Source organism: Saccharopolyspora sp. NPDC002376 (genome assembly GCF_053593195.1).
This window is the reverse complement of the sequence record NZ_JBSFBZ010000046.1, coordinates 1-15,386: the sequence shown is the minus strand read 5'-3', so window position 1 is coordinate 15,386 and position 15,386 is coordinate 1. Positions and strand designations below refer to the sequence as shown.

The following is a 15,386-nucleotide window of genomic DNA, read 5'->3' as shown; positions in this document are numbered from 1 at the left end:
CATGCACGAGATGTCCTTTGCGGACCGGATGGCCACCGTCGAGTTCGACGTCGGAGACCGTCCGCACATCACGGTCGACACCGAGATCTGCCGCTCCTGCACGACCAAGGCGTGCGTGCCCGCATGCCCGGCGAAGCTGTTCGTGCCCACCGATGACGGCGGAATCCTGTTCAACTACGAGCAGTGCTTCGAATGCGGCACCTGCTACCAGCTCTGCAACTCGGCCGGTGCCATCACCTGGACCTACCCCGACGGCGGGCACGGCGTCGTGTTCCGGAAGGGCTGACATGCGTATCGTCGCAGCGCTGAGCTGGTCCTGGCAGCGCACCCAAGTGGACCCGCTGACGGGAGCACTCACCGCCGAGCAGCGAGGCGCCAACGCTGCAGAGCTCGCGGCGCTCGAACACGCTCTAAGGCTTGCTGAGGAACTGGACGGCCATGTCCTGGCTGTGACGGTTGGGCCGCCAGAGTCGGACGAAGTACTGCGAACAGCGTTGGCTGCTGGAGCACACGATGCGGTCCGAGTAGAGCGTGACATTTCAACCGATCCCCGCTGGTTGGCGTCCAACGGCGCCGAAACCGCTAGAGCGATCGCAACCGCTCTGAGCACAACCCCCGACCTGGTGCTGTGCGGCGACAGGTCGTCCGACGGGGCAACCGGCACTACGCCTGCGTTCCTGGCGGCTCGCCTAGGCGCCGCGCAGGCTCTCGGCGTGGTCAAGCTCGAAACGGAGGGGAGCAGGATCCTGGCCCACCGGCGTTTGGACGGCGGAAGTCGCGAAGTCCTTCGCCTGCCGACTCCGGCGGTCGTCTCCGTTGAAGGCGGCATCCGCCTGCGCCGCGCGAGCCTGCCAGCTGTACTGGCCGCTCAAAGCACCCCGATCCGCTCGGTGTCCTTCGAAACTCGGCCAGGACCTGCGGTTTCCACTCGCCCGCGCCGCCCACGTCCGCGAGAACTACCGCCCCCGGATGCGCCGACCGCACACGACCGGATCTTGGAGCTGACCGGCGCGTTGGTCGAGCGCACTCCACCGACGATCGTCGGCCCGCTCTCGGCGCCGGAAGCCGCCGACGCCTTGCTGGAATACCTGCAACGCCACGGCTATCTATTTGTCCGGCAAGAAGCGGTGGAGCAGTCATGAGCAGGGTCGGGATCGTCACCGGCGCGGCACGCGGCATCGGCGCAGCGGTCGTCCGCCAGCTCGCCACTGACGGTTGGCGCGTGGTCGCAGTCGACATCTGCGAGGACCTCCCGGGCGCTTCCTACCCGCTCGGCACCCGAGCACAGCTGCGAGAGCTGGCTGAGCAGTGGCCGGAGTCGGTGCGCGACCTCGCCGCAGACGTCCGCGACGAGGCCGCCGTTCGACGAGCCGTCGAAGTGGCCGAGACCGAATTCGGCGGGATCGACGCAGCAGTCGCGGCGGCAGCGGTCATGGCAGGCGGAAAACCGCTGTGGGAAACCACCGACGAGCAGTGGAATGCGCTGTTCGACGTAGGCGTACGAGGCGTGGCGAACCTGGCCCGCGCCACCGTGCCGAAGATGCTGCAACGGCCCGAACCCCGCTCCGGACGCTTCGTCGCCTTGGCCTCCTCTGCCGCGCACCAAGGCCTGTACCACCTCGCCGGGTACAACGCCGCCAAGCACGCTGTGGTCGGCCTGATCCGCGGCCTGGCCACCGACCTGCGCGGAACCGGGATCACTGCCACCGCGGTGTCGCCCGGATCGACCCGCACTGACATGCTCACCGCGACTGCGGCCTATTACGACCTGCCCGACGTCGAGGAGTTCAGCCAGCACCAACTCGTCGAACGACTCCTGGAGCCCGAGGAGGTGGCAGCGGCGGTGTGCTGGCTGTGCGACGAGAAGTCCTCGGCGATCACCGGCACCGTGGTGCACGCCGACGGAGGTTTCACCGCATGACCCTCCGGCTGGTGCCCGACTCCGGTCTACGCCGCTTCGCCGAGGGCCGAACCCTCGTCGGCGGATCACCGTTGCGCATCCTCCGGCTGAGCGCAGCCGGAGCGTGCTTGGTCGACAACTGGGCTGCGGGCGAACCGGTGACAGCAGGCGCAACGCTGGCGCAACGCCTGGTCCGAACGGGCATGATGCACCCGCGCTACGAACAGACGCGGTTCCGGCCGGAAGACGTGGCTCTGGTGCTGCCGGTGCGCGACGACCACCACCGCGCACCGGATTCGTCGATCGTCGTGGACGACGGATCCCAGCACCGGATTCCGGGCGCGGCGATCCGGCACGAGACCCCGCGGGGCCCGGCAGCGGCCCGGAACGCGGGTTTACAGCTGGTCAACACGCCGCTCGTGGCGTTCCTGGACGCCGACGTCAGCGCCGAACCCGGCTGGCTCGAACCGCTGCTCCGCCACTTCGAAGATCCCGAGGTCGCGGCAGTGGCGCCCCGCGTCCGCAGCTCGCCAGGCGCCACCGCGCTGGCCCGGTACGAGAGCGCGAGATCCCCGCTGGACCTCGGCGAACAGCCAGGACTGGTGCAGCCGGGTAGCCGGATCAGCTATGTGCCCACGGCGGCACTGGTGGTCCGAACCGAGGTGCTACGCGAAGTCGGAGGGTTCGACGAGAGCCTCCGCTTCGGCGAAGACGTGGACTTGATCTGGCGCCTGGCCCAACACCGCCAGGTTCGCTACGAACCCGCAGCTGTCGTGCACCACCGACCGCGCCGGACCTGGACGGCCCTGCTCCGCCAGCGCTTCGGCTACGGAACATCGGCTGGCCCCCTCGCCCTCCGTCACGGCACCGCGGTCGCCCCGGTCCGGACGTCAGTGTGGAGCGCTGCTGCGTGGGCGTTGATCAGCGCTCGGCGAATAGGTCCGGCTATCGCACTGGTCGGTGGGTCGGCGGCTCTTCTCGCCCGAAAACTCGGCAAGACCGGAGTCCCGACGACGGAGTCGCTGAGCCTGACCGCACTCGGAACCCTCGGCGCGGGTCGCTACTTGGCTGACGCCATCGGCAGGCCTTGGGCCCCGGTGGCCATCCCGCTGCTGGCCGCGACCCGCAGCGGTCGCCGAGTGCTGACCGCAGTGGCTCTGCGGCACCTGCTGGACTGGGCCCGCGAACGCCCACCGCTGGACCCGGCCCGCTGGACTCTCGCGCGCATGGCCGACGATGCGGCCTATGGCTGTGGAGTGCTCTGCGGTGCGCTTAAAGCGGGCACCGCGACGCCGCTGCTCCCGGTCCTGTCCGACGTCGGCGGCCGCAGCAGCGTCCCAACAGCGGGGGAGCGGTCATGACGAATCTGGCGGACCTGACTTGGCCTGAGATCGACGAGCCGGTCTTGCTGGCGGTGCCGGTGGGAGCGACCGAGCAGCACGGTCCCCACCTGCCCTTCACCGTGGACACCGAGATCGCGGTCGCCCTGTGTGAACGGCTAGCGCAGCGACGTCCAGTCCTGGTGGCCCCGCCGGTGGCTTATGGCTCGAGCGGTGAGCACACGGGCTTCCCGGGAACTCTGTCGATCGGCCAACGAGCGGTGGAACTCCTCCTCGTGGAACTGGTCCGCTCGGCTGACGCCTACGCAGGAGTGGTCCTGATCTCGGCCCACGGAGGCAACGCCGAACCCCTCCACCGAGCGCTCCGAACCCTCACCGCGGAGAACCGCCGAGTCCTCGCCTGGTCCCCACCCGGGAGGCCCACCGACACTCACGCAGGCCGCACTGAAACATCGGTGATGCTGGCCCTGCGCCCAGCGGCGGTCCACCTCGACCGAGCAGAACCGGGGACCACAACGCCGCTCCCGGACCTCTTGCCCACCCTCCGCTCGAAGGGCCTGGCCGCCGTGACGCCCAACGGCGTCCTCGGTGATCCCCGAGGAGCGACGCAGGAGGAGGGCGAGCGGACCCTGACAACCTGGACCCGCTCCCTGACGACGGCCGTAGACGCCTGGACCAGCGAAAACACCAAACGAGGGGGGTAGATGATCGCCCGTTCAGCGGTGCGGTAAGCTATCTGCACACCCCAAGAGGTGAGTCGGGATGTAGCGCAGCTTGGTAGCGCACTTGACTGGGGGTCAAGGGGTCGTGGGTTCGAATCCCGCCATCCCGACGGTTGTGACCAGCGGGTTTGCCGAAAGGTGAACCCGCTGGTTTCGTTTTTGGGGCTGTTGTGGTCGCATTGTGGTCGCATGTCGTGCGATCGTTTCCGCGGGTTGTCTTTTGGTCAGGCGGCGTGTGCTTGGGCTGTGTTGAGTGTGGTGGCGATGGCATCGACGGCTTGGTGGGCTGTGTGTCGGGCGAGGTGACCGTAGATGTTGACGGTGACCGAGAGCGTTGAGTGACGCATGGTTTTGGAGATCACGCCGAGCGGCACGTTGCTGGCAATCATGAGTGTGGCGGCGAGATGCCGGAGGTCGTGAACGCGGATGCGGGGAACTCCGGCGGCGGTGCTGAGGTCGTGGAAGTGGTGCAGGACGTACTCCGGTCGTAGGGGTCTGCCCAGACTTCGGTTGTCACCAGGGGTTGACTGGTTTCAGGCCGCTTGGGCGGTGGTGTAGATGGTCTCAAACTCGACCGGGGTGAGTTTGCCCAGGCGGCGTTGCCGGCGTTTGCGGTGGTATTTCTTCTCGATCCAGGTGACGATGGCCAGGCGTAGTTCGTCCCGTGTGCGCCAGCGGCGTGTGTCGAGAACGTTCTTTTGCAGCAAGGAGAAGAACGATTCCATCGCGGCGTTATCGCCGCAGGCGCTGACGCGGCCCATCGATCCGGTCAGTTTGTGCTCGCGCAGCAGGTTCCGGTAGGTCTTCGACCGGAACTGGCTGCCCCGGTCCGAGTGCACGATCACGTCTCGTGGGTCGCGTAATGCGATGGCGTTGCGTAACGCGGCCACCGCGAGTGAGGAACGCATGTGGTCGGCGATCGAGTAGCCGACGATCTTGTTGGAGTAGCAGTCCTTGATCGCACACAGGTAGAGTTTTCCCTGATCGGTGGGGTGTTCGGTGATGTCGGTCAACCACGTCAGGTTCGGGGCGCTCACGGTGAACTCCCGGGCCACGAGGTCGTCGTGCACCGGCGGGCCGGACTTGGGCGACCGGCCTTTCTTCTTGGCGTGTACGGAAAAGATCTGTTGCATCGAGCAGATCCGCCACACCCGGTTCTCCGACGCCTGGTAGCCACGCCGGGCGAGTTCATCGGCGATGAACCGGTACCCGTCGGCCGGGTCGTCGGCGTGAATATCAAGTGCCGCGTTGATCAAATACGCGTCGTCGAGGTCGCGTTGCGACACCGGCTGCGCACACCACTGGTAGTAGGCCTGCCGGGAGATCCCCAGCACCCTGCACGTCACCGCCACCGACACCCTGATCGGGGCGTCGGTGGCGGCCAGGTCACGGACGAGCGGGAAAACTATTTTCCCGGCAGATTGCCCTGCGCCAGATACGCCGCCGCCTTACGCAGGACCTCGTTCTCCTGTTCCAACAACCGATTGCGTTTGCGGAGTTCCCGCAGCTCAGCGGACTCCTCACGCGTCACACCAGCACGCGTGCCGGCTTCGACGTCGGCGGCACGCATCCAATTGGCCAGGCAGGACTCGGAGATCCCGAAATCAGCGGCGATCTGTCTCAACGGAGCCTCGCCACGACGGGCCACAGCGACCACGTCATCACGGAACTCCCGCGGATAGGGCTTGGGCACGGCGACATCCTTCCAGATGAGGAGTTGACCTCACACATCAGGTGTCAACCAAACCCTGGGCAGCCCCTAGGGGGTGTCCGTCGGCTCTGGTGAAGACGAGCCCGTAGTCGCGCCACCGGAGCCCTGCGGCGAGCTGTTGGGTGTGTTGGCGGGTGGCTTGTCGTTGCAGGGCTTTGATGACGCGGCAGGAGAGTCCGACCCAGTCTTGGCTGGTTTTTGTTTTGGGTGTGGTGAACACCGGGGTTGTGTTGTTCACATTGGACAGTGTGTGGCGAACGTAGAGAACGCGGTCATCGAGGTGGACGTCTGCCCAGTGCAGAGCGAGTGCTTCTCCTTTGCGCATGCCGGTTCCGATGAGTACCTCGAACAGCTCGGTGAGCGGGTCGTTGATGTCTGCACAGTGGGCCAGGAATCGGACGGCTTCGGCGGGTGTCCAGCAGATCCGTTGGGGTTTCGGTGGTTGCGGGATCACGGTGTATTTGGCTGCGTTGTGGGTCAGTCGGCGTTGACGGACGGCGTCGTTGAGTGCGCTGGAGAGGGTGGCGATACAGCGGCGGAGGGTGACCGGGCCGCGGCCAGCGTCGAGTTGGGCGTGGACGAACTCGGTGACGTGCTGGTGGCTGAGCTTCTCCAGCCGGATCTCGCCGAGGGCGGGGATGAGGTTTTTGATGATGTAGTCGGTGTAGCGGGCGATGGTGGTGGGCTTGAGTGTCAGTGTCTTGGTGGCGAGCCAGTCGGTGAGGTAGTCGGCGACGGTCTGGCGGTCGTCGATAGCGACACCGCTGCGTTCGCAGGCCAGGACGCGGTTGAGCTCGGCCAGGGCGTGGGCTCGGGTGTCGTAGCCACTGCGGCGCAGGGTGCGGCGGCGGCCGGTGATAGAGGGCAGGTCCACGGCGAAGGCCCACGTGCCGTGCTTGCCCGCGGCGAGCTTGGGGCAGTGCGGGCCGAGCTGCTGACCGTCCTGGTCGCGACATCCACAGCGCCGGTAGACCCGGCCACGGTTCGGATTCGAGGCCATCGGGATCACCTTCTTTGAGTGGCTCTATATCCGCAGGTCAGAGCTCTGTATCTCTAGGCTGCGCGGGATACGACCACAGTGCGACCACCGGCCCCGTCTTCGCAGCTCAGCGGCCAGCCACTTGTCGCCACGACAGCGAGTCGCCGCCCTAGTGGGCTTGGCGTGTAGGTAGATAGGCCGGTGGTCATTCCACTGCCGCCAGTGTTGCTCCGGGCAGGTGGTGCTGGCGGGTGTGGCGCGTGAGGCGGGCTTGTTTCGAGCCGATGCGGCGCACGACTTCGCTTCGTGGTTCAAAGCCAGCGAGTCCCGTGCCAACCCGCTTTCGGTTTGCGGTCGCGCCAACCACGGCGGTGGACGTCACTGCTCGCGGTGACAGGTGTGCGGGTAGCGCCGATACCGAGTTGCAGACTGGGTGCGTTGGTCGAGATAGGCCGGTGATACAGGTCCAGTGCTCGGCATCGAGCCGGTGCACCTCGTGACGTTGCGGATTCGTGTCGTACACCGTTGAGCGGCGGCGGTGCCGGGTTGGGTGTCGACACAGGGATTCTCGATGGCTCAGCGAATGGCCGATACGGCAGTGATGTCCGCTGTGAGAGGGACGTGCGAGCGGCTGCGTTGCTGGTCCGGTGAGGTCGCTGCCGCCCCGGAAGAACGCGGTGCCGCCTCGATGGCCGAACTGGCTCGGCCCGTATGCACGGCCAGCACCGACGAGTACAGGCGGAGCGGTTCAGCCGGTCGGGAACGCTAACGTACCAGGCAGGGTGTTCGGAGCATGCGCTGCTGTGCGAGGGTGACGCGCTGTGTGGAACCGGATGTCGAACACCGGCGACCCCGCGATCGGGTCAAGCAAATAGCAGTAGGGTCGTGTTGACCAGCCGGACGGGCAAGTGCTGCAAGGGCGCTGTTTAAACGTCCCCCTCTGTGGCCCCGCAAGGTCATCTGCTTATACCCTAAGCTCCTTCATGTCTTAGCTGCGCGGACGTAGCACGCGGCTCACGGCGGCTCGGGTACCCCCTGGACACACTGCCGTGGGCATCAACGGGCGAGCGTGCAGTGTGAAAGGGTTGAACACGATGGCGAAGCAGCGCTCCGGAATCGAGTGGACCGAGGTCACGTGGAACCCCACGACGGGGTGCGACCGCGTTTCGACCGGATGCGATTCCTGCTATGCGCTCGCGCTTGCCGCGCGGCTGAAGGCGATGGGTTCAGACAAGTACCGGAACGACGGTGATCCACGAACTTCGGGGCCTGGCTTCGGAGTCACCATCCATCCGAAGGCGCTGGAGGAGCCTTATCGTTGGCGGAATCCGCGCGTGGTGTTCGTTAATTCGATGAGCGACTTGTTCCACGCCAAGGTGCCGCTGAGCTTCGTCCGTGATGTGTTCTCCGTCATCTCTGATACACCGCAACATACCTACCAGGTCCTGACGAAGCGCTCAACGCGGGTGCGTCGCGTCGCAGACAAGCTCGATTGGCCACGCAACCTCTGGATGGGCGTCTCCGTGGAGAACGCCGATGCACTGCCACGCGTAGCGGATCTCCGTAAGGTGCCCGCCAACGTTCGATTCTTGTCGTGTGAGCCGTTGCTCGGGCCGTTGGACGGTCTCAACTTGGACGGAATCTCGTGGGTGATTGCTGGAGGAGAGTCGGGCCCGCGGTACCGGCCGATGGAGCTGTCATGGGCCCGCGGCGTCCGGGATGCATGCCAGGCCGCCGGCGTACCGTTCTTCTTCAAGCAGTGGGGCGGCCGAACACCCAAGGCGCTCGGCCGGGAGCTGGACGGGCGTCAGTGGGACGAGATGCCCGTGGAATCGTTGGGCTGATAGGCCAGATTACAACCAAATTTCCCAGTCGCGCGGCTGTTTCGGCTTGGCGTTGAGCTGAATCTTCCCAGCTTTGTTCAGCTCGCGTGCCGCTTTGCGGACGAACTTTTCTGGCATCTCGCCGTAAGTGTGACCGAAAATGGCAACAGTGTGGTCCACCAGCTTCACTCTGCCTTGATGCGCAACGAGAGCGAGCATATTTTCCTTGATTTGTTCCAGTCCGCGATGTTGCTCATGCTCGATCTGGTCTTCTACCGGATGGAATAACATACTTTCGGCTTGATCTTGATCCGGGCCAAGTGCGCGCATCCACTCGTGCCGAGCTCGGGCATGTGCGTCGCCGAACACCCACAGGCCATGTTCGGCCCGGGTGAGGAAAACCAGATGGTATACCGGCTGGTGATGGGCCCGACGTCGAACAGGTACCACGACAGCGTTCATGCGGGAGGCTTCGCCGAGCCTACGTGCATATTCCCCCACGACTGCCTCGGCAGCGGTCTCCCAGGTCCCATCTGGTGAAGCTGCGTGGGCGTCTAATGCCACTCGTTGCCACCAGTCACCGCCGCACATGACGTTCAGTCGTTCGATGACCTTGTGATCGCGCTGTCCCTTGTTCACCACTCCAGCAGCGCGACGTGTCAAGTCGGCGCTGATATTGAGCAGTGCTTCGGTCGCCGGGCGCCGCGGCCGTCGGGTGGTAACGAGCACCCGCTCCAGAACCTCGTACGGCACGTTCGCCCCGCACGGGTCGAGAAAAAGGAAAAGCGGCACTCCGTTCGCCTGACGCACGACCGCGTCGAGGTGGTCCTCCACGTCGCCGTGGAAAACCGTGGCAGTGACGCCATGCTTTTGGTACTCCGTCGTGACGCGTGACAGGTGTTGGAAGTCCTCTTCGCTCTGCTCGACTAGTACGACCTCGACGTGAGCGGAGTTCTTCGCCTTCATCGCAGCCAACAGCATGTGCTCGCCCGAGGCGGGTTTGCCGTCCGGGTATCGGCCACGTCCCGCGAAGCCATCTAACAGCACGACTCGCTTGGTCGGTACCCACCGGGCCGTCATCGTGACAAACCGGATGAAGTAGTTGTTGAGGATCGCATGCTTGAAGACCGACTGGGTCTTGGCATCCTCTAGCAGACCCGACGACGTACCTTTCGACACGCCCTGTCCCCCTCCTCGCCCCGGGGCGCGAGCCATCGTGATGGCGCGTGATCACCCCCCACGCATGGTGCGCTGAAAGCGATCGATCCGCCACAAAGACACTTTAGATACCTGCAAGATCACCCAAATGGATTCAGGGTTGGCTACCTAATGTAGCTGCACTGGATGCATTCCCGGCGAGCTGAGTCGTAGACCAATTTCTTCGCGCATGTCAGTGCGCGACCTTGCAACGTCCAGCTGACTGAGCCGGGACCAAGAACAGTGACAGGTGTTTGCGCGCCGACCCCGTCGAGGTCGGCGCACGGCGCCGTTACAGCACGGGCCCTCGTTGGCATTGAGCTCTTAGCGACAGTCATGATCAGCCGGTTCTGTTGGCGTGCCACATGGTGTGTTCTCGGCTGATCGCCGATTCCGCGTCGGCCACTCCGTCGGACCACTGTTGTTCGTCCAGGTCCCGGTCGAGAAGGTCGTGGATCACTGCGAGTTCGTGGGAGGCCATGACGTACGCCGTGGCGGTCGTGCTGTGCTGGCGGGTGGCGTTCCACGCGGCGACCGCTGAGATCGCGGCGGCTACGATGCCAGCGAGGTCGAAGTCGACCACGCCGAACGCCTTCGCTAGCGCTCCGGCGATCCCGAGCGCCTCCATGGCCAGCATGATGGTCCGGAAGATCCGTGCGCGTCGCTGGTGGAAGAGGGCTTTGGACGCGTACCAGGTTTGCTGGTCGAGCACACGGCCAGTCAGGTAGGCATCCTTGCGCTCGGCCAGCGGTGAGGAGCGTAGGGACCGCATCTTGCTGGTGATGGCCGAGGAGGTGTTGGGCAGCAGCAGGACGCCGGGCTTGTCCTGCTGCAGGGCGCGGATGCGCGACACAAACTCGTCGTCGGCGCCTCTGGAATCGAGTGAGAACGGCGCGGCACCTACGGAGTAGCGCCAGGTCAGGGTCTTCACTGACTCCGCCAGTGCGCGCCCCTCGTACCAGACCTTGTCCGGGCGGGACCCGGCGGTGGCCATCTCGATCATCATCACGCCGACTAGCGCCAGCGCGGTTCCGACTGCGAACACGTCGATCGACGACGCACCGATGACCACGGGGAAAGCGGCGAACACTGCGGCCGAAACCGTCAGCAGTAACTGGGCGCGAACACCCCGCAGGTACGTGCGTTGCTGGCGTACCGAGGCCGCATCAGCTGCTTGGAACAGCCCCGGGTAGTCGGTGGAGCTCAACGACCGAAGCTGATCAGTAATCGACATGCACGCTCCATGGTTCGGGGACCCCAGTGAATCCTGGCCGAACCACGTTCCGGAAGGGGCCATTTCAGCAGAACTCCCGTCGGACCTGCGACCGATGATCGGTTGCAAGTCCGTTCCGGCACCCCGCGGCGGACGTGGCAGGTAGGGTGCCGGGCGCGGATTGGAGGCTTGGTGAGTGACGTCTTCGTCAGCCATCGTCTCGCCGATGCGGAGGTCGCCGAGCGTTTGGCCACTCAGCTGCGCGAGCGGGGGCATAGGGTTTGGCTGGACGCCTGGGAGATCGGGCTCGGGGACTCGACCGTGCAGAAGATCGGGGAGGGGCTAACGGCTTGTTCCCACGTCGTGGTGTGCTACTCGGCCGATGGGGTGGAGAGTCCGTGGATGAGCAGGGAGTGGATGTCCGCCCTGGCGCGACAGCTTGACGGCGCTGGAGTTCGGCTGCTTCCGGTGCGGTTGTCCGGTGGGGCGCCTCCGGCGATCCTGACCGACATCAAGTACGCGGACCTCGTCGCTGACTGGGCGGGTGGGCTGGCCGCCCTCTGCTCGGCGCTGGAGTGACCCGTGGGTAGGCAGCCTGTGCACGTGGTGTGCGCCGAGGGAGAGGAGCCGCTGGCCGAGCAACTGGCCGGCCCACTGCGCGAAGCCGGTTACTCGGTCACGCACCAGGGGACCATCGGGGTCGGTGAGTCGCTCGTGGGCACTGCCACCAAGGCCCTGGCTTCGGGCTCACCGATCGTGCTGTGCGCCACGACCCGTGCGGTGGGCAGCGCGTGGGCGCACCAGATCGTCAACGCAGGGCATTCCGAGGGTGTGCACCGGGTCTTCGTGGTGCAGATGGAGCGGCAGGCGTACGTCGAACAACTGGCCATCCAGACGAAGGTGGCACGGTACTGCGACGATCCCGCGACCGGGCTGCGGGAACTCCGCGATGCCTTGGCCAAGCACTTCCCGCCGGTGCCGGTCGAACTGGCACTGGAATCGCCGCACCGGGCCACCGACCAAGGGCAGTACCTCGACCGGCGTACGGACCTGGCCACGTTCGACGTGGAGGCACTCCAGAGGTTCCGTGGGGAAGTCCGCCGTGAGGTGGCTGCTCGGTATCCGGCAGCGCTCAGCCCGTGGGAGTTCCTCGAACGTGCGGGGCTCTGGGACGGTAGTGGGCTGACGCGGACCGGCGCGTTGATGTTCGGGAAGGTCCCGCTGTCGGTGTGTTCGACAGCGATGGTCAAATGCGTGCGCTATTTCGGCCAGGACCGTGCTGCCCAACGAGAGATCGAGACATTCGAGGCTACAGTCCCGGAACAAATCGTGGCCGCCCGCGAGTTCGTCGCCCGCCACGTGCGGCGTGGTGAACGGCCGAGCAGTGATCAGGCCGAGGCCGTGGTGGTGTACGACTACCCGATGATCGCGGTTCGCGAGATCATCGCGAACGCGCTGGTGCACCGCGACTATTCGGTCGCGGATTCCTGCGTGCATGTGCGTCTTTTCGAGGATCGGCTAGAGATCAGTAGCCCGGGCGCGTGGCTTGGGCAAGATCTTCTCACGGGTGCTGAACGGGATCTGGCGGAGCTGGACGGCCAGTCCAAGAAGCGCAACTTTCGGCTCGCCCATGTTCTGTCCTGGATCCGGTTGGTCGAAGGAGAGGGCAGCGGTATTCCGTCGGCGCTCCGTGATTGCCGGAATGCCGGTTCACCGGCGCCGACCGTCCGGCAGGAGCAGGCGTTCATCACGGTGACCATCCGGCGCTGTCCAGCAGAGGATGTGACTGTCTCCAACGGTGTCGATGGCCTGGTTCCGGCCACCTTGCCAGCGGTTCCGCACGGCTTCATCGGTCGTCAGCACGAGATCGCCGAGCTCGACTGGCTGTTGTCCGAGCGCGGCAGCTCCAGCCGGCTCGCAGTGATCACCGGAGTGGGCGGCGTTGGCAAGAGTGCCCTCGCTCTGAGCTGGGCTCACCGTGTCAAGAGCGAGTTCCCCGGTGGGCAGCTCTATCTTTCTTTGCACGGCTTCGATTCTGATCGTGGGCGGCTGAGTGCGGGTGAGGCGCTGACGCAACTGTTGAGAATGCTTGGTGTTGCTGCGGAAGCGATCCCTGTTGAACTGGACGGTCGCGCAGCGCTGTACCGGTCGCTGCTGGCCAAGCGGCGGGTGCTGGTGTTGCTCGATGACGCGTTGGCTCCAGAACAAGTCCGCCCGCTGCTGCCGGGCAGCTCCGAGTCGCTGGTGCTGGTGACCACTCGGCGGCGGATGGGCGGTCTCATGGTGCAGCACGGAGCCCAGATGATGGTGCTGGATCCGTTGCACATCGAGGCTGCGATCGAGTTGTTGTATCGCATGGGCGTTTCCGGTGAACCGGCCGCCGTGGCCGAACTCGCTGAGTTGTGTGCTGGGCTGCCGCTGGCGTTACGGATCGCCGCCGCGCGGCTGGCTGCGCGACCGGCGTGCAAGGTATCCGACCTGGTACATGAGCTCAAGGACGAGCAGAACCGGTTGCAGGCACTGGACATCGGTGACACGCACACTAGTGTCCGCCAAGTGCTTGATACCTCCGTCCGGAGCTTGCACCCGGCGCATTCCGAAACCTTCCGGGTACTCGGACTCGTGCCCGGCCACACTTTCACCGCGTATGCCGTCGCCGCGCTGTGCGATGCCGATCAGCGAGAAGCACAACGGAGGCTGGACGCGTTGGTAGCGGCATCCTTGGTCGCCGAATCGGCGCCTGGCCGGTACAGCATGCATGACCTGGCGCGTCTGTACGCCCGCGACCTGGTGACCCCGCTGCGGCAACCAGACACCGATGCTTTGCGCCGATTGTTGACGCACTACTTGGTTACGGCCGATCACGCGCGCCGCTTCCTGCGCCCGACGCGTGACGAGCTGAACTTCGCAGACGGAGCCGAGGTGGCGCGGCCGGAAATCAGCGACCGTGCCCAGGCACTGGATTGGTTCGACGCCGAGTGGCCGAACCTGGTCGCCGCGGTCCGGGCGGCCAAGGCGCGGGGCATGCATGACCTGGCCTGGCAGCTGGCCCGGTTGCAGTTCAATTACCTGATGGCGCGTGTCCCCTCTTGGGAGGACTGGATCCGGGTCTACACTGACGGGCTGGACTCTGCGCGAGCGGCGGACGATCCGACCGGCGAGGTGCTGATGTCGGCCGGGCTGGGTGTGGCGCACTCGCGGTCGGGGCAGCTGGACGAGGCGTTGGCCCACTACGACGAGTCCTACCGGGTCGCGGTGGCCAACGACGATGCGTCGCGGCGGGCGATGACGCAGATCAACATGGCCAGCGTGCTGTTCCGGCTCAAGCGCTATGACGAGGCGAAGGTGCACTGCCAGGACGCGCTGCGGGTCTACCGGTCGCTCGGCGACAGCTACTTCGAGGCCGGGGCGCTGAACAACCTCGCGATGGTCGAGCAAGTCGACGGCGAGCTGGAGGAGGCGCTGATGCATCTGCGCGAGGCCGAGGCGCTCTACCGCGCCGCCGATGACCTGGACACTTTGGCGATGGTGCTGAACAACTGCGGTGAGGTCTGCATCGAGCTCGGCCGGTTCGACGACGGCGAGCGCTGCCACCACGACGCCCTCGACGTCGCGCTGAAGTGCGGTTCGGTGGTGCGGCAGGCCGCCGCCTACTTAGGACTCGGTGACGCCGCTGGTTCGCGTGGTGATCAGGACACAGCCAGAACTCACTGGGAAACGGCGCTCGCGATCTTCGAGTCGGAGGGATCACCGCGAGCGACCGAAATTCGCCGACGACTCGAACTGATCGCCACACAGCCTTCAGCTACGGACGGGTCAGCCGGACAACGAGCCAAATAGAGTGACCATCTGAAGTCGATAGATTAGTTGGTCAACAAGTCCCGGCTCCGCTCCTTCGGGAATGATCCCACGCCCCAGCTGACCTAGTGTTCTGAGTCGTTAGTTCGTCGGTAGTTGTAGGGTGTGGTATGCCGAGTCCGAAGGTTGAGCCGCTGGTCCTGTCCGACGAGGAACGATAGGCGCTGACGGCGTGGAGTCGTCTGCGCAAGACCTCGCAGGCGTTGGCGGCGCGGTCCCGGATTGTGCTGCGGTGCGCTGAAGGCGGCACGATCGGCCAGGTCGTGGCCGAGTTGGGTGTCTCGCGGGACATGGTGTCGAAATGGCGTTCCCGGTTCGCGAAAGCACGACTGGAGGGCTTGTCCGACGAGCCCCGTCCGGGACGCCCGCGGGTCATCGGCGACGAGGCGGTCGAGGCGGTGATCGCGAAAACCCTTGAGGAGAAACCGGATTCGGACACGCACTGGTCGACGCGGTCGATGGCCGAGGCGACCGGGATGTCGCAGTCGGCGATCTCGCGGATCTGGCGTGCCTTCGGCCTGAAACCCCACGCGGTGGAGTCCTGGAAACTCTCCACCGATCCGCAGTTCGTGGACAAGGTCCGTGACGTCGTCGGTCTCTACATGGCCCCGCCGGAGAACGCCCTGGTCCTCGCGGTGGATGA

General features: G+C 65.5%; 14 protein-coding genes and 1 tRNA gene. 10 read left to right on the top strand and 5 right to left on the bottom strand.

What is annotated here, in order from left to right; translation table 11 throughout:
• Nucleotide 1: 1 nt before the first annotated feature.
• The 6 genes from ACWCO2_RS26365 (at nucleotide 2) to ACWCO2_RS26340 (ending at nucleotide 4,072) form a co-directional block, all read left to right on the top strand.
• Nucleotides 2-286, top strand: a complete 285-nt coding sequence (locus ACWCO2_RS26365; RefSeq protein ID WP_450130454.1) for a ferredoxin family protein — start codon at nucleotides 2-4, stop codon at nucleotides 284-286.
• 1 nt (nucleotide 287) lies between these two features.
• Nucleotides 288-1,142: a mycofactocin-associated electron transfer flavoprotein beta subunit gene (locus ACWCO2_RS26360; protein WP_450130453.1), complete on the top strand. Its 855-nt coding sequence runs from the start codon at nucleotides 288-290 to the stop codon at nucleotides 1,140-1,142.
• Nucleotides 1,139-1,921: a mycofactocin-coupled SDR family oxidoreductase gene (locus tag ACWCO2_RS26355; protein WP_450130452.1), complete on the top strand. Its 783-nt coding sequence runs from the start codon at nucleotides 1,139-1,141 to the stop codon at nucleotides 1,919-1,921. The genes ACWCO2_RS26360 and ACWCO2_RS26355 overlap by 4 nt, the downstream gene beginning before the upstream one ends.
• The gene (mftF, locus tag ACWCO2_RS26350) at nucleotides 1,918-3,261 is read left to right on the top strand and encodes a mycofactocin biosynthesis glycosyltransferase MftF (protein WP_450130451.1); all 1,344 of its coding nucleotides are present in this window, start codon (nucleotides 1,918-1,920) and stop codon (nucleotides 3,259-3,261) included. The genes ACWCO2_RS26355 and mftF overlap by 4 nt, the downstream gene beginning before the upstream one ends.
• Nucleotides 3,258-3,944: a mycofactocin biosynthesis peptidyl-dipeptidase MftE gene (gene mftE / locus ACWCO2_RS26345; RefSeq protein WP_450130450.1), complete on the top strand. Its 687-nt coding sequence runs from the start codon at nucleotides 3,258-3,260 to the stop codon at nucleotides 3,942-3,944. Before mftF ends, mftE begins: the two co-directional genes overlap by 4 nt.
• Nucleotides 3,945-3,998: 54 nt before the next feature.
• Nucleotides 3,999-4,072, top strand: a tRNA-Pro gene (locus tag ACWCO2_RS26340).
• A 114-nt stretch (nucleotides 4,073-4,186) separates the two neighbouring features.
• Here ACWCO2_RS26340 and ACWCO2_RS26335 read toward each other — a convergent pair.
• From ACWCO2_RS26335 to ACWCO2_RS26325, 3 genes are all read right to left on the bottom strand, one after another.
• Nucleotides 4,187-4,465 carry a tyrosine-type recombinase/integrase gene (locus tag ACWCO2_RS26335; protein ID WP_450130496.1) on the bottom strand — a complete coding sequence of 93 codons (279 nt, stop codon included), beginning with the start codon at nucleotides 4,463-4,465 and terminating at the stop codon, nucleotides 4,187-4,189.
• 30 nt (nucleotides 4,466-4,495) lie between these two features.
• A protein-coding gene (locus ACWCO2_RS26330; RefSeq protein WP_450130449.1) for an IS3 family transposase occupies nucleotides 4,496-5,655 on the bottom strand; the annotation gives its coding sequence in 2 pieces (ribosomal slippage) (nucleotides 4,496-5,374 and nucleotides 5,377-5,655; 1,158 coding nt in all).
• Between the two features lie 37 nt (nucleotides 5,656-5,692).
• Nucleotides 5,693-6,673 (bottom strand): site-specific integrase, encoded by a 981-nt coding sequence (locus ACWCO2_RS26325; RefSeq protein WP_450130448.1) that lies wholly within the window; start codon nucleotides 6,671-6,673, stop codon nucleotides 5,693-5,695.
• Nucleotides 6,674-7,746: 1,073 nt separating this feature from the next.
• Between ACWCO2_RS26325 and ACWCO2_RS26320 the strand changes: the two genes are divergently transcribed.
• Nucleotides 7,747-8,496 carry a DUF5131 family protein gene (locus ACWCO2_RS26320; protein ID WP_450130447.1) on the top strand — a complete coding sequence of 250 codons (750 nt, stop codon included), beginning with the start codon at nucleotides 7,747-7,749 and terminating at the stop codon, nucleotides 8,494-8,496.
• A 9-nt stretch (nucleotides 8,497-8,505) separates the two neighbouring features.
• Here ACWCO2_RS26320 and tcmP read toward each other — a convergent pair whose 3' ends face one another.
• Together tcmP and ACWCO2_RS26310 are read right to left on the bottom strand one after the other, a co-directional pair.
• Complete coding sequence (gene tcmP / locus ACWCO2_RS26315) at nucleotides 8,506-9,654, bottom strand: three-Cys-motif partner protein TcmP (protein ID WP_450130446.1); 1,149 nt, start codon at nucleotides 9,652-9,654, stop codon at nucleotides 8,506-8,508.
• 358 nt (nucleotides 9,655-10,012) lie between these two features.
• Nucleotides 10,013-10,906, bottom strand: a complete 894-nt coding sequence (locus tag ACWCO2_RS26310; protein WP_450130445.1) for a DUF4231 domain-containing protein — start codon at nucleotides 10,904-10,906, stop codon at nucleotides 10,013-10,015.
• A gap of 171 nt (nucleotides 10,907-11,077) precedes the next feature.
• Between ACWCO2_RS26310 and ACWCO2_RS26305 the strand changes: the two genes are divergently transcribed.
• The 3 genes from ACWCO2_RS26305 to ACWCO2_RS26295 form a co-directional block, all read left to right on the top strand.
• Nucleotides 11,078-11,464, top strand: coding sequence for a toll/interleukin-1 receptor domain-containing protein (locus tag ACWCO2_RS26305; protein WP_450130444.1), 387 nt, complete (start codon nucleotides 11,078-11,080; stop codon nucleotides 11,462-11,464).
• 3 nt (nucleotides 11,465-11,467) lie between these two features.
• The gene (locus ACWCO2_RS26300) at nucleotides 11,468-14,725 is read left to right on the top strand and encodes a tetratricopeptide repeat protein (protein ID WP_450130443.1); all 3,258 of its coding nucleotides are present in this window, start codon (nucleotides 11,468-11,470) and stop codon (nucleotides 14,723-14,725) included.
• A gap of 182 nt (nucleotides 14,726-14,907) precedes the next feature.
• A partial coding sequence (locus tag ACWCO2_RS26295) for an IS630 family transposase (protein WP_450130495.1) occupies nucleotides 14,908-15,386 on the top strand: 479 nt, incomplete at its 3' end.

Coding starts and splice junctions, on each gene's coding strand:
- ACWCO2_RS26310 (WP_450130445.1), bottom strand. CDS start 10,906: ATGTCGATTACTGATCAGCTTCGGTCGTTGAGCTCCACCGACTACCCG.
- ACWCO2_RS26360 (WP_450130453.1), top strand. CDS start 288: ATGCGTATCGTCGCAGCGCTGAGCTGGTCCTGGCAGCGCACCCAAGTG.
- ACWCO2_RS26320 (WP_450130447.1), top strand. CDS start 7,747: ATGGCGAAGCAGCGCTCCGGAATCGAGTGGACCGAGGTCACGTGGAAC.
- ACWCO2_RS26325 (WP_450130448.1), bottom strand. CDS start 6,673: ATGGCCTCGAATCCGAACCGTGGCCGGGTCTACCGGCGCTGTGGATGT.
- mftF (WP_450130451.1), top strand. CDS start 1,918: ATGACCCTCCGGCTGGTGCCCGACTCCGGTCTACGCCGCTTCGCCGAG.
- mftE (WP_450130450.1), top strand. CDS start 3,258: ATGACGAATCTGGCGGACCTGACTTGGCCTGAGATCGACGAGCCGGTC.
- ACWCO2_RS26355 (WP_450130452.1), top strand. CDS start 1,139: ATGAGCAGGGTCGGGATCGTCACCGGCGCGGCACGCGGCATCGGCGCA.
- ACWCO2_RS26365 (WP_450130454.1), top strand. CDS start 2: ATGCACGAGATGTCCTTTGCGGACCGGATGGCCACCGTCGAGTTCGAC.